Annotated in this window: 16 protein-coding genes; 7 read left to right on the forward strand and 9 right to left on the reverse strand. The window is 68.5% G+C overall.

Annotated features, from left to right (window positions below):
* Nucleotides 1–192 precede the first annotated feature (192 nt).
* Entirely contained in the window at nucleotides 193–387 is a 195-nt protein-coding gene (locus ABB07_RS13750) for a hypothetical protein (protein WP_055707280.1), read from the reverse strand.
* A gap of 164 nt (nucleotides 388–551) precedes the next feature.
* Here ABB07_RS13750 and ABB07_RS13755 point away from each other — a divergent pair, with 164 nt between their 5' ends.
* Nucleotides 552–2,690, forward strand: coding sequence for a prolyl oligopeptidase family serine peptidase (locus ABB07_RS13755; protein WP_208898981.1), 2,139 nt, complete (start codon nucleotides 552–554; stop codon nucleotides 2,688–2,690).
* Between the two features lie 200 nt (nucleotides 2,691–2,890).
* Here ABB07_RS13755 and ABB07_RS13760 read toward each other — a convergent pair whose 3' ends face one another.
* From ABB07_RS13760 to ABB07_RS13780, 5 genes are read right to left on the reverse strand one after another with little or no spacing between them, the layout of a single operon-like run.
* Nucleotides 2,891–3,937 carry an ABC transporter ATP-binding protein gene (locus tag ABB07_RS13760; RefSeq protein WP_208898982.1) on the reverse strand — a complete coding sequence of 349 codons (1,047 nt, stop codon included), beginning with the start codon at nucleotides 3,935–3,937 and terminating at the stop codon, nucleotides 2,891–2,893.
* Entirely contained in the window at nucleotides 3,912–4,922 is a 1,011-nt protein-coding gene (locus ABB07_RS13765; protein ID WP_208898983.1) for an ABC transporter ATP-binding protein, read from the reverse strand. Before ABB07_RS13765 ends, ABB07_RS13760 begins: the two co-directional genes overlap by 26 nt.
* Before the next feature lie 5 nt (nucleotides 4,923–4,927).
* The gene (locus ABB07_RS13770) at nucleotides 4,928–5,908 is read right to left on the reverse strand and encodes an ABC transporter permease (protein ID WP_208898984.1); all 981 of its coding nucleotides are present in this window, start codon (nucleotides 5,906–5,908) and stop codon (nucleotides 4,928–4,930) included.
* Entirely contained in the window at nucleotides 5,901–6,824 is a 924-nt protein-coding gene (locus tag ABB07_RS13775; RefSeq protein ID WP_208898985.1) for an ABC transporter permease, read from the reverse strand. The genes ABB07_RS13770 and ABB07_RS13775 overlap by 8 nt, the downstream gene beginning before the upstream one ends.
* Nucleotides 6,825–6,829: 5 nt before the next feature.
* Nucleotides 6,830–8,449, reverse strand: coding sequence for a peptide ABC transporter substrate-binding protein (locus ABB07_RS13780; RefSeq protein ID WP_208898986.1), 1,620 nt, complete (start codon nucleotides 8,447–8,449; stop codon nucleotides 6,830–6,832).
* Between the two features lie 466 nt (nucleotides 8,450–8,915).
* On the opposite strand from ABB07_RS13780, the gene ABB07_RS13785 reads away from it, so the two are divergent.
* The 6 genes from ABB07_RS13785 to ABB07_RS13810 all read left to right on the forward strand — a co-directional run bounded on the left by ABB07_RS13785 (nucleotide 8,916) and on the right by ABB07_RS13810 (nucleotide 15,972).
* Nucleotides 8,916–9,947, forward strand: a complete 1,032-nt coding sequence (locus ABB07_RS13785; RefSeq protein ID WP_208898987.1) for an ABC transporter permease — start codon at nucleotides 8,916–8,918, stop codon at nucleotides 9,945–9,947.
* Between the two features lie 80 nt (nucleotides 9,948–10,027).
* The gene (locus ABB07_RS13790) at nucleotides 10,028–11,812 is read left to right on the forward strand and encodes an ABC transporter substrate-binding protein (protein ID WP_208898988.1); all 1,785 of its coding nucleotides are present in this window, start codon (nucleotides 10,028–10,030) and stop codon (nucleotides 11,810–11,812) included.
* 95 nt (nucleotides 11,813–11,907) lie between these two features.
* Entirely contained in the window at nucleotides 11,908–12,891 is a 984-nt protein-coding gene (locus ABB07_RS13795; RefSeq protein ID WP_208898989.1) for an ABC transporter permease, read from the forward strand.
* An 11-nt stretch (nucleotides 12,892–12,902) separates the two neighbouring features.
* Nucleotides 12,903–13,928 carry an ABC transporter ATP-binding protein gene (locus ABB07_RS13800; RefSeq protein ID WP_208898990.1) on the forward strand — a complete coding sequence of 342 codons (1,026 nt, stop codon included), beginning with the start codon at nucleotides 12,903–12,905 and terminating at the stop codon, nucleotides 13,926–13,928.
* 26 nt (nucleotides 13,929–13,954) lie between these two features.
* Nucleotides 13,955–15,013 (forward strand): ABC transporter ATP-binding protein, encoded by a 1,059-nt coding sequence (locus ABB07_RS13805; RefSeq protein WP_208898991.1) that lies wholly within the window; start codon nucleotides 13,955–13,957, stop codon nucleotides 15,011–15,013.
* A gap of 218 nt (nucleotides 15,014–15,231) precedes the next feature.
* Nucleotides 15,232–15,972 carry a class I SAM-dependent methyltransferase gene (locus ABB07_RS13810; RefSeq protein WP_208898992.1) on the forward strand — a complete coding sequence of 247 codons (741 nt, stop codon included), beginning with the start codon at nucleotides 15,232–15,234 and terminating at the stop codon, nucleotides 15,970–15,972.
* Between the two features lie 44 nt (nucleotides 15,973–16,016).
* On the opposite strand, the gene ABB07_RS13815 is transcribed toward ABB07_RS13810, so the two are convergent.
* The 3 genes from ABB07_RS13815 to ABB07_RS13825 are packed head-to-tail and all read right to left on the reverse strand — an operon-like array spanning nucleotide 16,017 to nucleotide 19,203.
* Nucleotides 16,017–17,135, reverse strand: coding sequence for an ABC transporter ATP-binding protein (locus tag ABB07_RS13815; RefSeq protein WP_208898993.1), 1,119 nt, complete (start codon nucleotides 17,133–17,135; stop codon nucleotides 16,017–16,019).
* 12 nt (nucleotides 17,136–17,147) lie between these two features.
* Nucleotides 17,148–18,212 carry an ABC transporter ATP-binding protein gene (locus tag ABB07_RS13820; RefSeq protein ID WP_208898994.1) on the reverse strand — a complete coding sequence of 355 codons (1,065 nt, stop codon included), beginning with the start codon at nucleotides 18,210–18,212 and terminating at the stop codon, nucleotides 17,148–17,150.
* Nucleotides 18,213–18,222: 10 nt separating this feature from the next.
* A complete protein-coding gene (locus tag ABB07_RS13825; RefSeq protein ID WP_208898995.1) occupies nucleotides 18,223–19,203 on the reverse strand; it encodes an ABC transporter permease in 981 nt (326 codons plus the stop codon).
* Nucleotides 19,204–19,239: the final 36 nt, after the last annotated feature.

Here is a 19,239-nt window from a genome sequence, read left to right on the forward strand (position 1 = left end):
ACACCGGGGCTTGCCGGACGCTGAGCACCGGGGCCGGGGACGAGGGCCCGGGAGGGAGCAGGGCAATGGGAAGATTTGGGCCAACCCCCGACCCCACCGCAGCCAAACCCCTGGCCCCCGACGCGGCAGCCTCCTGGCGCCCGCTGAGGCATCCCGACGCGGCAGCCCCTCTGACGCCCGCCGGAGCTGCCCTCAGAACTTGATGCTGCTGATCATGCTGGCGACGTTGGTCGTCAGTTGGCTGATCGTGGGGGCGACGGTCGAGGAGGCGAGGTAGAAGCCGAGCAGCATGCAGACGAGCGCATGACCGCCCTTCAGCCCCGACTTCTTGATCAGCAGGAAGACGATGATCGCCAGCAGCACCACCGCCGAAATCGAGAGTGCCACGGCGGCTCACCTCCAAAGATCGTCAGATCTAGATCAGTTGAGCAAATCCATGCAGACGCCAGCAGGTTCATACCCACACAGCGGTAGTGATCATAACTATCCGTGCTCGCGCATCGCTCGGCGCACGGCCGCACAAGGGGGCGCATGGCCAATATGGTCGGGGTATGACGACCGAGTCTGACTCCTTCCCCCGCCGGCACGCCCGGACGCAGCGGTTCACCCTCGGCGCGCCGCGTGCGTTCACGGTGGCACCCGACGGTGCGCGTGTCGCGTTCCTGCGCTCCGGCTCCGGCACCGACCGGGCCAACTCCCTGTGGATCATGGATCTTCCGGAGGGCGCGGAGCGCCTGGCGGCCGATCCGGGCGCGCTCCTCGGCGGCGCCTCCGAAGAGCTCTCCGCCGAGGAAAGGGCCCGGCGCGAGCGCAGCCGGGAGGGCGGCGCCGGCATCGTCTCCTACGCCACCGACACCGCCGTGGAGTTGGCCGCTTTCGCCTTGTCAGGGCGGCTTTTCACGGCCGAGCTGCGAGCCGGTACGGCACGTGAACTCCGGGTCCCGGGGCCGGTGATCGACCCGCGCCCCTCCCCCGGCGGGACGCACATCGCGTATGTCGCGCAGGGTGCGCTGCGGGTCGTGGGCGCCGAGGGCGACGGTGACCGGGCGCTCGCCGAGCCGGAGTCCACGGACGGACCGGGACGGGTCACCTACGGGCTCGCGGAGTTCGTCGCGGCCGAGGAGATGGGCCGTTCGCGGGGTTTCTGGTGGGCTCCGGACGGTGACCGGCTCCTCGTGGCGCGCGTGGACGACACGCCGGTGCGGCGGTGGTGGATCGCCGATCCGTCACACCCGGAGCGTGAGCCACATAACGTCGCCTACCCGGCCGCCGGCACGCCCAACGCGGACGTGCGGCTGTTCGTGATCGGGCTCGACGGGGCGCGCACGGAGGTCGCGTGGGACCGGTCCCGCTATCCGTATCTGGCCCGTGTGCACTGGTCAGCGGCGGGTGCGCCGCTGTTGCTGGTGCAGGCGCGGGACCAGCGCAGCCAGCTGTTCCTGGCGGTGGACCCGGACACGGGGGCCACCCGGATGGTGCACGCCGACGAAGATCCAAGTTGGCTGGAACTTTTCCCTGGAGTGCCGTGCTGGAGCCCGTCCGGGCAGCTTGTCCGGATCGCGGACGAGGGGGGCGTCCGGGTCCTCGCGGTCGGCGAACGGCCCTTGACCAGCGGCCTGTTGCACATCCGGGCGGTGCTGGACGTGGGCGACCACGACGTGCTGGTTTCCGCCTCGGCGGGCGCGGAGGCACCGGAGCCCGAGACCGGCCAGGTCCATGTGTACCGGGTGAACGAGCTGGGCGTGGAGCGCGTGTCGCAGGAGCCCGGGGTGCACTCGGCGGTGCGCGCCGGCGGCGTGACCGTGCTCGTGTCCGCGACGCCGGACACTCCGGGGTCCCGTGTCCAGGTGCTCTGTGACGGAAAACCGGCGGCGACTGTCCGGTCGTACGCCGAAGATCCTGGTTTGTCCCCCCGAGTGACGCTCACTCATGGGGGCGCACGCCGAATTCCGTGCGCCGTGCTTATGCCACGGGACTACCACGGTGACGGTCCCCTGCCCGTCCTCATGGACCCCTACGGCGGCCCGCACGGCCAGCGGGTGGTCGCCGCGCACAACGCCCACCTCACCTCCCAGTGGTTCGCCGACCAGGGTTTCGCGGTGGTCGTGGCGGACGGGCGGGGCACTCCGGGGCACTCGCCGGCCTGGGAGAAGTCGGTCCGCGACGAGCTGGCGGCCGTCGTGCTCCAGGACCAGGTGGACGCGCTGCACGCGCTCGCCGGGGAGTTCCCGCTGGACCTGGGCCGGGTGGCGATCCGCGGCTGGTCCTTCGGCGGTTATCTGGCCGCCCTGGCGGTACTGCGCCGGCCCGACGTGTTCCACGCGGCGGTCGTCGGCGCCCCGGTCACCGATCTGCGGCTGTACGACACCCACTACCAGGAGCGCTACCTCGGCCTCCTGGACGAGCAGCCGGAGGTCTTCCGGCGCAACTCGGTGATCGACGACGCGGGCCTCGTCGACGCGGCCGAGCCGCACCGCCCGATGATGATCATTCACGGCCTCGCGGACGACAACGTCGTCGTCGCCCATTCCCTGCGGCTGTCCTCCGCCCTGCTCGCCGCCGGCCGCCCGCACGAGGTGCTGCCGCTGTCCGGGGTGACGCACATGACCCCGCAGGAGACGGTCGCGGAGAACCTGCTGCTGCTCCAGCTGGACTTCCTCCGGCGAGCCCTGCCCGATCAGGGAAAATGACCGTGAACCGCGTTAACACGCAGGCAACTTCACGGAAGCGGTACCGATATACGGACGCGCGAGGCTGATCAGCGTACGGCCGTGCGGGTGCCGTAAGCGGGCCGGGATGCGCCATGTCATCCCGGCCCGCTGCCGTACGCGCACTCCCCGCGCACTCCCACGCCGCGGATTCCCCTGTCTCCTCCTCCCTCTGCCTACGCCTACTCCGCCGGAACCACCCGCTTCTCCTCCGCGAAGTGACAGGCCGAGGGGTGGGCCGCCGGGCCGGAGGCGGCGCGGAAGACGGCCGGTACCGCGAGGGCCGGCACCTCCCGGACACAGCGCTCCTGCGCCTTCCAGCAGCGGGTGCGGAAGCGGCAGCCGGAGGGGATGTTCGTCGGCGACGGCACGTCTCCGCTGAGGATGATCCGCTCGCGCTGCTCCCGGGCCTCGGGATCCGGGACCGGGACCGCCGAGAGCAGCGCCTGGGTGTAGGGGTGCGTGGGGTGGTCGTAGATCTCGGCGTCGCGTCCGGTCTCCACGATCCGCCCGAGGTACATCACCGCCACCCGGTCGGAGATGTGCCGGACGATGGACAGGTCGTGCGCGATGAAGACGTAGGAGAGGTCGAACTCCGACTGCAGGCGGGCCAGCAGGTTGATCACCTGGGCCTGGACCGAGACGTCGAGGGCGGACACCGGCTCGTCGGCGACGATCACCTCCGGACGCAGCGCCAACCCCCGTGCGATGCCGATGCGTTGGCGCTGCCCGCCGGAGAACTGGTGCGGATAGCGGTTGACGTACTCCGGGTCGAGGCCGACCACGTCCAGCAGTTCCTGGACCCGGCGGCGGCGGTCGCCCTTGGGCGCGGCCTCGGGATGGATGTCGTACGGCTCCCCGATGATGTCGCCGACCGTCATACGGGGGTTGAGGGAGGTGTACGGGTCCTGGAAGACCATCTGGATGTTGCGGCGTACGGCCTTCAGGGCCCTGCCGGACAGCTTGGTGATGTCCTCGCCCTTGAACCTGATGGAGCCGGCCGTCGGGCGCTCCAGGTTGCAGAGCATCCTGGCGACGGTCGACTTGCCGCAGCCCGACTCGCCGACGATGCCGAGGGTTTCGCCCTTGGCCAGGGTGAAGTCGACGCCGTCGACGGCCTTCACCGCGCCGATCTGCTTCTTGAAGAGGATGCCCCGGGTGAGGGGGTAGTGCTTGACGAGTCCGGTCACTTCGAGGATGGGTTCAGTGGTCGCGGTCGCCGGGGTCATCGAGGCACTCCCTCCAGAAGTGGCAGGCGCTGCCGCGGGTGCCGGAGACCTCGTACAGCGGGGGTTCGTCGGTGCGGCAGACGTCCCTCGCCATCGGGCAGCGCGGGTGGAAGGAGCAGCCGGGCGGGATGTGCATCAGGTTCGGCGGCAGGCCCTTGATGGCGTACAGCTGCTGTCCCTTCTGGTCCAGGCGCGGGATGGAGTCGAGCAGGCCGCGGGTGTAGGGGTGGGCGGGCGCCTTGTAGATGTCGCGGACGGGCGCGGACTCGACGATCTTCCCGGCGTACATGACCGCGATCCGGTCGGCCACGTCGGCCACGACCCCGAGATCGTGGGTGATCAGGATCAGCCCCATGTGGTACTCGCGCTGCAGCTCCGCGAGCAGGTCCATGACCTGGGCCTGCACGGTGACGTCCAACGCCGTCGTCGGTTCGTCGGCGATGATCAGCGCCGGTTCCAGGGCCAGCGCCATGGCGATCATGATGCGCTGGCGCATGCCACCGGAGAACTGGTGGGGATAGTCACGCACCCGCTGGGCCGCGGCCGGGATGCGCACCCGCTCCATCAGCTCGACGGCCTTGCGCCGCGCGTCCTTCCTCGACATCCCGCGGTGCACGACGAACATCTCGCCGAGCTGGTCGCCCACGGAGATGACGGGGTTGAGGGCCGACAGCGCGTCCTGGAAGATCATCGCCATCTCGGCGCCGCGGATCCTCCTGCGCTCCTCTTCTTTCAGTGTGAGCAGATCCCGGCCCCGGAACAGGATCCGGCCGCCCGTGACCTTGCCCGGCGGGGTGTCGAGGATCCCCATCACGGCCTGCGCGGTCACCGACTTGCCGGATCCCGACTCGCCGAGCACGGCCAGGGTCTGACCCGCGTCCACCTCGTAACTCACCCCGTTGACGGCGTGCGCGACCCCGTCCCGGGTCCGGAACTCCACGCACAGGTCCCGTACTTCGAGCAGCGCGCCGCCATCACCTCGCACGGCCCTCACCTCAGCTTCGGATCGAGGGCGTCGCGGACCGCGTCGCCGAGCATGATGAAGGCCAGGACCGTGACGGCCAGGGCGCCCGAGGGCCACAGCAGGGCGTGGGGGGCGTTGCGGATGTAGGGGGAGGCGGCGGAGATGTCGATGCCCCAGGAGACGCTCGGGGGTTTCAGGCCCACGCCGAGGTACGACAGGGTCGCCTCCAGCGCGATGTACGTGCCCAGCGCGATGGTCGCCACCACGATCACCGGTGCCACGGCGTTCGGGGCGATGTGGCGCAGCAGGACGCGGGAGTCGGAGGCGCCGAGGGCACGGGCGGCCTGGACGTAGTCGTTCTGCTTGGCGGTGATGACCGAGCCGCGGGCGATCCGGCCGATCTGCGGCCAGCCGAGCAGCACCATGAACCCGATGACCGGCCACACCGTGTTGCTCGTCACCACCGACAGCAGCACCAGACCGCCGAGAACCACCGGGATGGCGAAGAAGATGTCGGTGATGCGGGACAGGATCGAGTCCCAGGTGCCGCCGAAGTACCCGGCCAGGGCCCCGAGGACCGACCCGAGGACGGCCACCCCGAGCGTCGCCAGCACGCCCACCGTGACGGACGTACGGGCGCCGTACACGGTGCGCGTGTAGACGTTGCAGCCCTGGCCGTCGTACCCGAAGGGCGCGCCCGGCCCCGGCCCGTCCTGGGCCTTGGCGAGGTCGCACTTCAGGGGGCTGCCGGGGGCGATCGCCGAGGGCCACAGGGAGATGAAGACCAGGAAGAGGATCACCACCGCCGAGATCAGGAAGACCGGGTTGCGGCGCAGGTCCCGCCAGGCGTCGGACCAGAGCGAGCGCGGCCTGCCGGCCGGGCCGGTGCCCTCCGGGCCGCCCGGTGTCCGCTCCAGCGTGGCGGCCTCGCTCGCGCCCAGGTCCATCGCGCCGCCCATGCCGGTCCCGGCGATGGCGCCCTCGGGCTCGTACGGCTGTTCAGGCATAGCGGATCCTCGGGTCGAGTACGGCGTACAGGAGGTCGACGAGGAGGTTGGCGACGAGGAAGACCAGGACGAGGACCGTCACGAAGCCGACGACCGTCTGGGTGTTCTGGCGCAGGATGCCCTGGTAGAGCTGGAAGCCGACGCCGTGGATGTTGAAGATCCGCTCGGTGACGATCGCGCCGCCCATCAGCGCGCCGATGTCGGCGCCGATGAAGGTGACCACGGGGATCAGCGAGTTGCGCAGCAGATGACGGGTGACGACCCGGCGCCTGGGCAGGCCCTTGGCGATCGCCGTGCGGACGTAGTCGGCGCGCTTGTTCTCCGCGATGGAGGTGCGGGTCAGCCGGGTGACGTAGGCGAGGGAGACGGAGGCGAGGACCAGGCCGGGCACGATCAGCTCGCCGAAGGTCGCGTACGCCGAGACGGACGGTCTGATCCAGCCCCACTGGACGCCGAGCAGCAGCTGGAGCAGCAGGCCGGTGACGAAGGTGGGGACGGAGATCACCACCAGGGTGGCCAGCAGCACCCCGGTGTCGACGGGCCGGCCGCGCCGGAGGCCGGTGAGCACGCCGAGCGTCACGCCGACGACGATCTCGAAGAGGATCGCGACGATCGTGAGCCGGATGGTGACGGGGAACGCCGTGGCCATCAGCTCGGTGACCGGCTGGCCGTTGAACGCCGTACCGAAGTCTCCGGTGAAGACGTTCCCCATGTAGGTCGCGTACTGCTGCCACAGCGGCTTGTCCAGGCCGAACTCCCGCTTGAGCTGGGCGGCCGTCGCCGGGTCGCAGGCCCGCTCGCCGCACAGGCCGGCGATGGGGTCGCCCATCACGTTGACCATGAGGAAGATCAGCAGGGTGGACCCGATGAACACGGGGATCATCTGGAGCAGCCGCCGTACGACATAGCGCCCCATGCCGCTCAGCCCACCTTGATCTCGTTGTAGACCGGCACGCTGAACGGGTTGAGCGCGACGTTCGAGATCCGGGAGGTGTAGCCGGCGCTGCCGTTCTGGTACCAGAGCGGGATGGCCGCCATGTTGTCGCGGACGACCTCCTCGGCCTGCTGGAACAGCCGGACGGCGGCGGCCTGGCCGGTCTCGGCGTTGGCCCGGTCGACGAGCCGGTCGAACCGCTTGTTCGACCACTTGCCGTCGTTGGAGGAGGCGCCGGTGTAGTACAGCGGCTGCAGGAAGTTCTGGATCAACGGGTAGTCCATCTGCCAGCCGGCCCGGAAGGGGCCGGTCATCTTGTGCTGCCCGATCTGGTTGCGGAAGTCGGCGAAGGTGCCGACCGGGTTGCCCACGCAGGCCCGGTCGTTGCCGAGCGCGTTGTTGATGGAGTTGCACACGGCGTCCACCCACTGCTTGTGCGAGCCGGTGTCCGCGTTGTAGGTGATCTTCAGCTGGCCGCCGGGGATCCCGCCGCCCTCCTGGATGAGCTTCTTGGCCTGCGCGGGGTCGTAGTCGCAGGCGTGGCCGCACAGCCCGGGCTTGTATCCGCCGGCCGCGCCCAGGACCGGTGAGGTCCAGTCGGTGGCGGGGGTGCGGGTGTTCCGGAAGATGGTCTCGGTGATCTGCTTGCGGTCGATCGCCATGGACAGGCCGGTGCGGACCTTGCGCGCCCCGTCGGTGTTCCACTTCGGGTCGTAGTAGGGGAACGCGAGGGTCTGCAGGATGCCGGCCGGGGTGTTGATGTAGCGGCCGTTCAGATCGGTCTCGACGTTCTTGAGCTGGCTGGCCGGCACGTCGTCGACGAGGTCGAGGTTGCCGGCCAGCACATCGGTGTAGGCGGTGTTGCTGTCGGTGTAGACCAGCAGGGTCACCCCGGTGTTCCGGGCCTTGTCGGGGCCGGGGTAGCCGTCCCACTTCTTCAGGTTCATCGCCGAGCCCCGGGTGTACGACTCGATCTGGTACGGCCCGTTGCCGACCGGCTTCTTCAGCCAGGCGGCGTGGTCGGTGAAGAAGGCGCGGGGCAGCGGGGCGAAGGCCGCGTAGCCGAGGGTGTCGGGGAAGCTGGAGAACTTCTGGCCCAGCCGGACGGTGAAGGTGTGGTCGTCGACGACCTCGAGTCCGGACAGGGTGTCGGCGGTCTGGGGGCCGCTGTCGGGGTGGACCTTGTCGTACCCGTCGATGTAGGCGAAGAAGTAGGCGTCCTTCTGGTTGTTCTTCAGGCTCGCCCCGTAGTTCCAGGCGTCCACGAAGGAGTGGGCGGTCACCTTCTCCCCGTTGGAGAAGGTCCAGCCGTCCTTGACCTTGATCGTGAAGTGCTGCGAGTCCTTGGTCTCGATGGACTGGGCGAGCCAGTCCTGCGCCTTCCCGGTCCTGGGGTCGTACTTCTTCAGCCCCCGGAAGATCATGTCGAGGACCTTGCCGCCCTGGACCTCGTTGGTGTTGGTGGGCTCCAGGGGGTTCTGCGGGTCGCCCCAGGAGGAGGTCAGCACCCCGGCGCCGCCGACGCCGCCGCCCCCACCGCACGCGGTGGCCAGCAGCCCGGCCGCGATCGCGCAGGCGGCCCATCGGGCGTGCGTGCTACCCCGCATGGCTGCCTCCTCCGCGCTCACCGATCCATTACCGGCCAATATCGGCTTATACGACGCATACCGCATGCGCGCCGCCGGATTGAGGGGCCGTTAGGGGGACGCATCATCCGAACGCGGGCAGCCGGACGGGGGCGGCTGGACGATCTTGCCAAGGGTGCACAACAGATCTTCGGACAACGATGCCGAAACGTTGGATTGCGACGTGTCGATGTACGCATTTCGACACACCACCGTCCGCATATCGAACTTCTTGCCCGATTAGCCCCATTAGCCCGATGTGAAGCACGGATTGATTACGGCGTACTACCCGCGTAGCTACGGAACGATCAAGTACGAGTAAAGAAGGTAAAGACGCAACCAAGGCGACCGAGAATTTATTGACCGTGAATGAATTGCGTTGAAAAAGTCCGGCGTAGCCCGTAGGGGAGCGCCCTGCGGAGCCTTGACCCACAAGGCACGGAGCATCATGACCACCCCCGCATCCTCTTCCCCGGCCGCCGCACTCGAGGTGACCGAAGAAGACAGCGCCACTTCGGCGAAGCCCGGCAACCCCAAGGGCACCGAGAGCCGCTCTCCGGGACGGCTGGCCTGGACCCGCTTCAAGCGGGACCGGACGGGCGTCATATCCGCCTTTGTGGTGATCTTCTTCTTCGTCATCGGCATCGCCGCACCGCTGATCGCCAAGGTGTACGGGAAGGATCCGTACACCACGTACGGTCAGAACGACCCGACCCTGCTGAACGACTTCGGTCTCCCGGTCAAGCCCAACGGCGGCATCGACGGGAACTTCTGGTTCGGCATCGACCCCCAGCTGGGCCGGGACGTGTTCACGTTCCTGCTCTACGCCATCCGCAACTCGCTGCTGATCGCGACGGCGACCACCCTGCTGGTGGCCTTCTTCGGCGTTGTCATCGGCCTCACCGCCGGCTACCTGGGCGGCAAGACGGACTACCTCGTCGGCCGGATCATCGACATCCTGCTGGCCTTCCCGCAGACCCTGTTCTTCATCGGCTTCTGGCCGGTGATGCTCACGATCCTGGTCGCGCCGGACGAGGCGACCCCGACCTGGCTCACCGTCGTCTCCCTGATCGCCGTCATGACGGCGTTCGGCTGGGCGCCCATCGCCCGACTGCTGCGCGGTGAGGTGATCTCCCTGCGGGAGCGGGAGTTCGTCGAAGCGGCCAAGGTGACGGGGGCCTCCCCCGCCCGGATCATCTTCAAGGAACTGCTGCCGAACCTCTGGACGCCGATCCTCATCCAGTCGACCCTGGCGCTTCCGATGTACGTGACGGTCGAGGCCGGTCTGTCCTTCCTCGGCGTCGGTCTGTCCGACCCCACGCCCGACTGGGGCGTCATGGTCCAGAACGCGTCGAAGTTCTACCAGAACGACATCACGTACATGCTCTTCCCGGGCCTGGCGATGGTGATCTTCGTCATCGCCTTCAACCTCCTCGGTGACTCGGTGCGCGACGCGCTGGACCCGAAGGCCGGGCGCTGAACCTCCCGTTCCACCTTCCGGTCCGGGCGACGGGGCCCGCCGGAGAAGCTCGTATCTCTCCTCGACCAGAGCAGGAAACCATGTCCCTTTCCCGCAGAAACTTCGTCATCGCCACGTCGGTCGCGGCCGGCGGCTCCATGGTCCTCTCCGCGTGCAGCAGCGGCGGAGGTGGCGGGAACAGCGGCAACGGCCACGCCGGCACCGACAAGTACACCGGTCACGTGACCGTCGGTACGAAGGAGGACTCGACGGGCCCCGCCCCCGAGATCCCCGGTGCGAAGAAGGGCGGCAACATCACCGGCCTCGGCCCGACCGACTTCTCCCACCTGGACCCGCAGCGGATCTACTACGCCTGGAACTCCACCGTCGGCAACCTGTACATCCGTGCCCTGACCGGCTACAAGATCGCCATGGACGGCTCCATGAAGCTGGTCGGTGACCTCGCCACCGACCCCGGCACCATGAGCGACGGCGGCAAGACCTGGACCTTCACCCTGAAGGACGGTCTGAAGTGGGAGGACGGCAGCGAGCTGACCGTCGAGGACGTCCGCCACGGCATCGAGCGCGGCTTCGCCAGCTTCACCACCGAGGGTGCGCAGTACGTCCAGTCCGCGCTCGTCGGCTCCAGCGACTTCCGCTCGAAGTACAAGGGCCCGTTCAGCAGCAAGCACCTCGACTCGATCGTCACCGACGACACGAAGAAGACGATCACGCTGAAGCTGAAGGAGGCCCGCCCGGACCTCAACTTCACGCTGGCCATGCACTCCTACGGCGCCGTGCCGGTGAGCCACGACACCAAGGAGAAGTACGACAAGGACCCGGTCTCGGCCGGCCCGTACAAGATCGCCCAGCACTCCGTCGACAAGTCCCTGAAGCTGGTGCGCAACCCGCACTGGGACCCGTCGACGGACTCGATCCGCAACGCGTACCCGGACAGCTTCACCTTCGAGTTCGGCACCGAAGCGCTGGCCGCCACCGACCGGCTGATCGCGCAGAGCGGCGGCGACCAGTACTCCGTCATGGCGTACAGCGGTGTGCCCGCGGAGCGTCTGCAGAAGGTGCTGAGCGACGCCACGCTGAAGAAGCGGACCATCAACGGTCTGCTCAGCGGCCTCTACTACTACGCGATCAACTGCAAGCGGATCACCGACCCGAAGGTGCGCCAGGCGCTCAACTACGCCTGGCCGCTGGAGCAGATCCGCCGCATCTACGGCGGCGAGGCGGCCGGTGACTACGCGACCTCCATCATCAGCCCCGACATCCTGGGCTACGCACACCAGGACGTCTACGGCAAGCTGAAGAAGCCGCAGGGCGACCCGGAGAAGGCCAAGTCGCTGCTGAAGGAGGCCGGCAAGCTCGGCCAGAAGATCGTCTACACCTACCCCAAGGGTGGAAACGACGCCTACGAGAAGACCAAGGTCGTCATCGTCAACGCCCTGAAGGCGGCGGGCTTCGACCCGGTCGTGAAGGCGGTCGACCAGGGCAGCTACTACGACCAGATCCAGCAGATCAACAACCAGTTCGACGTGATGTGGTTCGGCTGGTCCCCGGACTGGCCGACCGGTTACACCGTCATGCAGCCGCTGTTCGACGGCGGCACGATCGCCAACGGCTCCAACAACGTCTCCCAGCTGAACGTGAGCTGGGTCAACGACGCGATCAAGAAGAACGCCGTCATCACCGACCCGGCCAAGGCCGGCGCCGCGTGGGAGGACCTGGACAAGAAGATCATGACGGAGCTGGCTCCGATCATCCCCGAGACCTTCCAGCGCCGGTTCTACCTGTACGGCGACAAGGTCGGCGGCGCGGTGTTCGACCCGCTGTTCTCGGGCTTCATCATGTACAAGCTGTACACGAAGGCCTGACGCCCCAGTTCGTCCAGGGGCGGGGCGCCGTACACCGGCGCCCCGCCCGTCCCCCTCCGCCCCCACCACGGCGTCGCCCAGGGAATCCCATCGCCATGTTCCGCTTTCTCGTCCGCCGGATACTCGGCGCAGCGGTGATCCTGCTGATCATCAGTGCCATCACCTTCCTCCTCTTCTACGTCGCTCCGCGTGACCCCGCCCGGGTCGCCTGCGGCAAGATCTGCACGCCACAGACTCTGGCGCTGGTGAAGCACAACCTGGGGATCGACGATCCGCTGCCGGTGCAGTACTGGCACTGGCTCGAAGGCGTCTTCGTGGGCCGCGACTACGCCTCGTTCGGTCACTGCAACGCACCGTGCCTCGGCTACTCGTTCATCAACCGTGAGCCGGTCCTCGGCATGATCACGGACCGCTTCCCGACAACGCTCTCCCTCGCTCTGGGCAGCGCGGTCGTGTTCGTCGTCTTCGGTGTCGGCACCGGCATGATCGCGGCCGTCAAGCAGGGCAAGCCGCTCGACAAGATCGCCTCCTCGGCCTCGCTGGTCGGTTCGTCGCTGCAGATCTACATCGTCGGCATCGTCGCGATGTTCTACCTCTCCGACGAGTGGGGCATCCTGCCCCGCCCGAACGACAACTCCGGCTTCACCAGTGACCCCGCGGGCTGGTTCGGCGGCTTCCTGCTGCCGTGGTTCGTGCTGGCGATCATCTTCACCGCCAACTACACGCGTATGACCCGCTCCCAGCTGGTCGAGACGCTGAACGAGGACTACGTCCGCACGGCACGGGCCAAGGGCCTGTCCGCGCGCACGGTGTTCTTCCGCTTCGCCTGGCGCGGCGCGATGGGCCCGATCGTGACGATCCTCGGCCTGGACCTGGGCTCGCTGTTCGGCGGCGCGATCATCACGGAGGCGACGTTCGGTCTGCACGGCATCGGCGCCCTCTCGGTGAAGGCCGTGCGCGACAACGACCTGCCGATGCTGCTCGGTGTGGTCCTCGTGGCGGCCGGCGCGATCGTCCTGTTCAACATCATCGTCGACACCGTGTACGCCTTCATCGACCCGCGCGTCCGCCTCGCCTAAGGAGAGACAAGATGAGCACCCCCTTCCTCTCCGTCCGCGACCTGCGCGTGCACTTCTCCACCGAGGACGGCATCGTCAAGGCCGTCGACGGGCTCTCCTTCGACGTGGAGAAGGGCAAGACCCTCGGCATCGTCGGCGAGTCCGGCTCCGGCAAGTCGGTGACCAACCTCGCCATCCTGGGCCTGCACAACCGCGAACGCACCGCCCTCGAGGGTGAGATCCTGCTCGACGGGCAGGAGCTGCTCACCGCCTCCGAGCGGACCCTGGAGAAGCTGCGCGGCAACAAGATGTCCATGATCTTCCAGGACGCGCTGGCCTCCCTGTCGCCGTACCACAAGGTCGGCGTGCAGATCGCGGAGACGTACCGCAAGCACACCGGCTGCTCCAAGAAGGAGGCCCGGGACCGCGCGATCGAGATGCTGCGCCGGGTCGGCATCCCGCAGCCAGACGTGCGGGTGGACGACTACCCGCACCAGTTCTCCGGCGGTATGCGCCAGCGCGCGATGATCGCCATGGCACTGGTCTGCGACCCCGAGCTGCTGATCGCCGACGAGCCGACCACGGCCCTCGACGTGACGGTCCAGGCCCAGATCATGGACCTGCTGAAGGACCTGCAGCAGGAGTTCGGCACCGCGATCATCTTCATCACGCACGACCTGGGCGTCATCGCCGACATCGCGGACGACGTGCTGGTGATGTACGGCGGCCGGTGCGTGGAGCGCGGCACCAAGAAGCAGGTGCTCAGCGCCCCGGACCACCCCTACACCCTGGGCCTGCTGAACTCGATGCCGAGCCTGGACGGCCCGGTCGACGTGCCGCTCTCCCCCATCCCCGGCTCCCCGCCCTCGCTGCTCAACCCGCCCTCCGGCTGCCGCTTCCACCCGCGCTGTGCCTTCGCGGAGAAGATCGCCGACGGAAAGTGCTCCAGCGACCGACCGCTGCTGGAGGTCGTGGAGGGCCGCGGCTCCGCCTGCCACCTGACCGTGGAGCAGAAGCGGGAGCTCTTCACCGACTTCGCCACAACCCGGCACAACTGACGGACAGCAGACGGGACTTCACGACCATGAGCAACACGAACCCCCTCCTGGACGTCTCCGGGCTCACCAAGCACTTCCCGATCAAGGGCGGCTTCCCGATCCGCCGTACGGTCGGCGCGGTGCAGGCCGTGGACGGGCTGGACTTCCAGGTCGGCGAGGGCGAGAGCCTGGGCCTCGTCGGCGAGTCGGGCTGCGGCAAGTCGACCACGGGCCGGCTGATCACCCGCCTGCTGGAGCCCACCGGCGGCAAGATCACCTACCGCGGGCAGGACATCACGCACGCGGGCCGCAAGGAGCTGGCGCCGATCCGCTCCGAGATCCAGATGATCTTCCAGGACCCGTACGCCTCGCTGAACCCGCGGCAGACGGTCGGCAAGATCATCTCCGGGCCGATGGAGATCAACGACATCAACCCGGCCGGCGGCCGCGAGAAGCGCGTCCGGGAACTCCTGGAGATCGTCGGTCTCAACCCCGAGCACTTCAACCGCTTCCCGCACGAGTTCTCCGGCGGCCAGCGCCAGCGCATCGGCGTGGCCCGCGCACTGGCCCTGGAGCCGAAGCTGATCGTGGCGGACGAGCCGGTCTCGGCCCTCGACGTCTCGATCCAGGCCCAGGTCGTGAACCTGCTGCAGAAGGTGCAGAAGGAACTGGGCATCGCGTTCGTCTTCATCGCCCACGACCTCGCGATCGTCCGCCACTTCTCGCAGCGGGTCGCGGTCATGTACCTCGGCAAGATCGTCGAGATCGCCGACCGCGAGGACCTGTACGACAACCCGCGCCACCCCTACACCCGGGCGCTGCTCTCCGCCGTACCCGAGGCCACGGTGGACGAGGAGCCGCGCGAGCGCATCCGCCTGGTCGGCGACGTGCCCTCCCCCATCAACCCGCCCTCCGGCTGCCGCTTCCGCACCCGCTGCTGGAAGGCGACGGAGAAGTGCGCGACGGAGGCCCCGCCGCTGGTGCAGGCGGAGGGCAACAAGCCGGGTCACCTCACGGCGTGCCACTATCCTGAGACCCAGGAGACGATCCCCGCCCCCCGGGCCCCCAAGGACAGTCTCTCCAAGGACCCCGAGGCGGCGGCCTGACACACCCCTTTTCGTCAGCCGCCCCCTCGCGGAACGGACCTTCACCGGCCCATTGACCCGAGCCCCTGAACGTCCGCTTCCAGGGGACGAAGGCCCGCGCCTCCCCAGGCGCGGGCCTTCGTCGTACAACGAGGCCGCCCGCACCAAGAGTTGAGAACCCCTCAAGAACTGCACCGGAACCTGACGCACCGTTCAACAGGATGTGTCAGACTGCCGCGGTGGTAGATCATGTGTTTACCGATCTCACGCTCGCCGCGCTCTACGACCGCCTCAACCCCTGGGGGCCGGGAGACGACTTCTACCTGGGTCTGGTGCGGGCGGCCCGTTCGGTGCTGGATGTCGGGTGCGGCACCGGGCAGTTGTTGCGGCGGGCCCGGGCCGAGGGGCACCGGGGCCGGCTGACGGGGCTCGATCCGGCCCCCGCCATGCTCGTCCAGGCGCGGCGGGCCCGGCCGGACGTGGAGTGGGTGCTCGGGGACATGCGCGCCCGGCTGTGGGACGGGGAGTTCGACCTCGCCGTCATGACCGGGCACGCCTTCCAGGAACTGGTCCGGGACGAGGACATCCGGCACTGTCTGCGCGGGGTCCGGGCGGCTCTCGGCGACGGGGGGCGGTTCGTGTTCGAGACCCGCAACCCCGGCGCCCGCGCCTGGGAGCGGTGGACGCCGGACCGGGTGTACGAGATCACCGCCGAGGACGGCACCCCGGTGCGGGTGTGGCACGAGGTCCAGGGCGACGGCCTCAGCGGTGAGCGGGTCCGGTTCACCGAGACCTACGACGGCGATGCCTGGCCGGCCCCGCAGGTCTGCCACAGCGTCCTGCGGTTCCTGGACGGGGAGTCCCTGGCGGGCTTCCTGACCGAGGCCGGCCTGACGGTCGTGGAGCAGTACGGCGACTGGGGGCGGGGGCCGCTCACCCCCGCGAGCCCCGAGATCATCACCGTGGCCCGGCCCTCCTGACCGGCCGACGCCCTCCTCCTGACCAGCCGACGCCCTCCCCCTGATTAGTCGGCGTTCTCCTCCAGTGCCGCCAGTGCCGGGTCCAGGACGATGTCCTCGTCCCGTGCCTCGGTCGTCGGCTCCTCCGGGAAGTGGCAGGCCGTCAGATGGCCTTCTCGGTTGCCGGAGATCTGGATCAGCGGGGGTTCCTCGGTGGCGCATCGCTCCTGCGCCTTCCAGCAGCGCGTACGGAAGCGGCAGCCGGAGGGCGGGGAGATGGGCGAGGGGACGTCGCCGGCCAGGCGGATGCGTTCGCGTGCCCCCGTGTCGTCCTCCGAGAGGTTCACCTCGGGAACCGCGGACAGCAGGGCGTGGGTGTACGGGTGGCGCGGCCGGGTGTAGATGGAGTCGCGGTCGCCCACCTCGATGATCTTGCCGAGGTACATCACGGCCACGCGCTGCGAGAAGTGCCGGACGATCGCGAGGTCGTGGGCGATGAACACGAACGCGATGCCCAGTTCCTTCTGCACCTCCTGGAGCAGGTTCACGACCTGGGCCTGGATCGAGACGTCCAGCGCGGAGACCGGCTCGTCCGCCACGATCAGCTTCGGCTCCAGGGCCAGTGCGCGGGCCACGCCGATGCGCTGGCGCTGGCCGCCGGAGAACTCGTGCGGGAAGCGGTTGAAGTGCTCGGGGTTCAGGCCGACGATCTCCAGGAGTTCCCGGACCCGCTTCTCCCTGCCGCCCTCCGGCTCGATTCCGTTGATCTCCATCGGCCCGGAGATGATCTTGCCGACCGTCTGCCGCGGGTTCAGCGACGAGTACGGGTCCTGGAAGATCATCTGGATCTCGGAGCGGATCGGCGCCAGTTGCCCCCGCGAGGCGTGGCTGATGTCCCGCCCGCGGTAGGTGATCGTGCCGCTCGTCGGCTCCAGCAGGCGGGTGATCAGCCGGCCCGTGGTCGACTTGCCGCAGCCCGACTCGCCGACCAGGCCGAAGCTCTCCCCGGCGTGCACGGTGATGTCGATGCCGTCCACGGCCTGCACCGCGCCGACGGTCCGGCGGATCGGGAAGCCGCCCTTGACCGGGAAGTGCTTGGTCAGTCCGGAGACCTCCAGCAGCGGCTCCCCGTCCGGGGCGGCGCTCTCGTCGCGCGGGGCCGGGAGGACCATGTCCTCAGTCATGCCGATGTCCTCCTAGCCCAGACGGGGCTTGATCTCTTCGATGAAGATGGTCCGCTTCTGTTCCTCCGTGAGATGGCACGCGGAGGCCCGGTCCGGCGCCAGCAGCGGGCGCTCGCGCACACAGCGGCCGGTGCCCTCGACCCGCTCCGGATAGGTGCAGCGGGGGTGGAAACGGCAGCCGGACGGCGGGGTGAGCAGCGAGGGCGGGGTGCCGGGGATCGGGGAGAGCCGGCCGCCGGGATCGGAGTCCAGGCGCGGCATCGAGTTCAGCAGGCCCCAGGTGTAGGGGTGCCGGGGCGAGCGCAGCACCTCGTCGGTCGTGCCCCGCTCCACCGCGCCGCCCGCGTACATCACCATGATGTCGTCGGCCATGTCGGCGATCACCCCCAGGTCGTGGGTGATGAAGATGATGCCGGATCCGAACTCCTGCTGCAGGTCCTTGAGCAGATCGAGAATCTGCGCCTGGACCGTCACGTCCAGGGCGGTCGTCGGCTCGTCGGCGATGAGCAGGTCGGGGTCGCAGATCAGGGCCATGGCGATCATGGCGCGCTGGCGCATGCCGCCGGAGAACTGGTGCGGGTAGTCCTTCGCCCGCTCCCTGGGGTTGGGGATGCCGACCTTGCCGAGCATCTCCACCGCACGGGCCCAGGCCTCCTTCTTGGAGGCGCCGGTGTGCTTCAGATACGGCTCGGCGATCTGCCGGCCGACCGTGTAGTACGGGGAGAGCGCGGTGAGCGGGTCCTGGAAGATCATGGCGACCTTGTTGCCGCGCAGCTTCTCCAGCTCGGACTCCCGAGCGGTCGTCAACTCCCGCCCGTCCAGCAGGATCTCGCCCTCGACGGTGGTGAACATGGGGTTGTGCAGGCCGAGGATGGTCAGGTTGGTCACCGACTTGCCCGAGCCGGACTCGCCCACGATGCCGAGCGTCCTGCCGCGCTCCAGGTCGAAGGAGAGCCCGTCCACGGCCCGTACGACGCCGTCCTCGGTCCTGAAGCTGACGTGCAGGTCCCGCACCGAGAGCAGGGGAGCTGTGCCGGCCGGGTGCGGGGCACCGGCCTCCTTGGTCAGAGTGGTCACGACAGTGCTCCTAGGACAGCCGCACGCGCGGGTCGATGAAGGCGTAGGCGGCGTCGACGATGATGTTGAACAGCAGGATCATGCTGGCGGAGAAGAGCATCACGCCGAGCAGCAGCGGCAGGTCGCTGAAGAAGACGGACTGGACGGCGAGGTTGCCGAGGCCGGGCAGGCCGAAGGTGTACTCGGTGATGATGGCGCCGCCGAACAGCGAGCCGAGGTCGATGCCGAAGATGGTGACGATCGGGATCAGCGAACCGCGCCAGGCGTAGCGGAAGAAGACGTAACGGCGGGACATGCCCTTGGCGCGGGCGGTGCGGACGTGTTCCTCCTGGAGCTGTTCGATCATCGAGGAGCGGGCCATACGGGTGTACTGCGCGGCGAAGATCGTGGAGAGGATCACCCAGGGGATGATCAGGCCGGAGAACCAGGAGACGGGGTCCTGGGTGAAGTTGGTGTAGGCGGGCTTGTCGAACCAGTGCGTCTGGTAGACGAGGATCGCCAGGGCGAGCGGGCCGAGGAAGTAGATCTGCAGCGAGCTGATGACCATGGCGGCGGCGGTGGCCGTCTTGTCGATCAGTGTGCCGCGCCGCCAGGCGGCGAGCAGCCCGGTGCCGAGCCCGACGATCAGGAAGCACACGCTCGCGCCCAGGGTGAGCGAGACGGTGGTGGGCAGCCGGTCCATCAGGGTGCCCCAGACCAGCTCGTTGGTGTGGTACGAGTAGCCGAAGCAGGGGGCCGGGCACGGTCCCTGGTCGAACTGGTTGCTGCCCAGGAACAGGTTGTGCAGGAAGATCCAGTACTGCTCGGTGATGGGTTTGTCCAGGCCGAGCACGTGGTGGATGTTCGCGATGCTCGTGGGATTGCAGGTCTTGCCGCACATCATCAGCGCGGGATCCCGGGGCACCCCGAAGAACAGCACGAACGTGACGATGCTCAGCAGGAACAGGATGACGACGGCACCGATGATCCGGCGGACGAGGAAGCGCAGCATGACAGGGCAGCTCTCAGACGTCGGCGGCCTTGGCGG

The sequence above is a fragment of the Streptomyces incarnatus genome (assembly GCF_001027185.1).
GTDB classification, from domain to species: domain Bacteria; phylum Actinomycetota; class Actinomycetes; order Streptomycetales; family Streptomycetaceae; genus Streptomyces; species Streptomyces puniciscabiei.

Bases quoted from the DNA above. Each gene is read 5' to 3' on its own strand.
- ABB07_RS13785 (WP_208898987.1), top strand. From the start codon at position 8,916: ATGACCACCCCCGCATCCTCTTCCCCGGCCGCCGCACTCGAGGTGACC.
- ABB07_RS13770 (WP_208898984.1), bottom strand. From the start codon at position 5,908: ATGCCTGAACAGCCGTACGAGCCCGAGGGCGCCATCGCCGGGACCGGC.
- ABB07_RS13805 (WP_208898991.1), top strand. From the start codon at position 13,955: ATGAGCAACACGAACCCCCTCCTGGACGTCTCCGGGCTCACCAAGCAC.
- ABB07_RS13795 (WP_208898989.1), top strand. From the start codon at position 11,908: ATGTTCCGCTTTCTCGTCCGCCGGATACTCGGCGCAGCGGTGATCCTG.
- ABB07_RS13780 (WP_208898986.1), bottom strand. From the start codon at position 8,449: ATGCGGGGTAGCACGCACGCCCGATGGGCCGCCTGCGCGATCGCGGCC.
- ABB07_RS13825 (WP_208898995.1), bottom strand. From the start codon at position 19,203: ATGCTGCGCTTCCTCGTCCGCCGGATCATCGGTGCCGTCGTCATCCTG.
- ABB07_RS13815 (WP_208898993.1), bottom strand. From the start codon at position 17,135: ATGACTGAGGACATGGTCCTCCCGGCCCCGCGCGACGAGAGCGCCGCC.
- ABB07_RS13755 (WP_208898981.1), top strand. From the start codon at position 552: ATGACGACCGAGTCTGACTCCTTCCCCCGCCGGCACGCCCGGACGCAG.
- ABB07_RS13800 (WP_208898990.1), top strand. From the start codon at position 12,903: ATGAGCACCCCCTTCCTCTCCGTCCGCGACCTGCGCGTGCACTTCTCC.
- ABB07_RS13775 (WP_208898985.1), bottom strand. From the start codon at position 6,824: ATGGGGCGCTATGTCGTACGGCGGCTGCTCCAGATGATCCCCGTGTTC.
- ABB07_RS13790 (WP_208898988.1), top strand. From the start codon at position 10,028: ATGTCCCTTTCCCGCAGAAACTTCGTCATCGCCACGTCGGTCGCGGCC.
- ABB07_RS13760 (WP_208898982.1), bottom strand. From the start codon at position 3,937: ATGACCCCGGCGACCGCGACCACTGAACCCATCCTCGAAGTGACCGGA.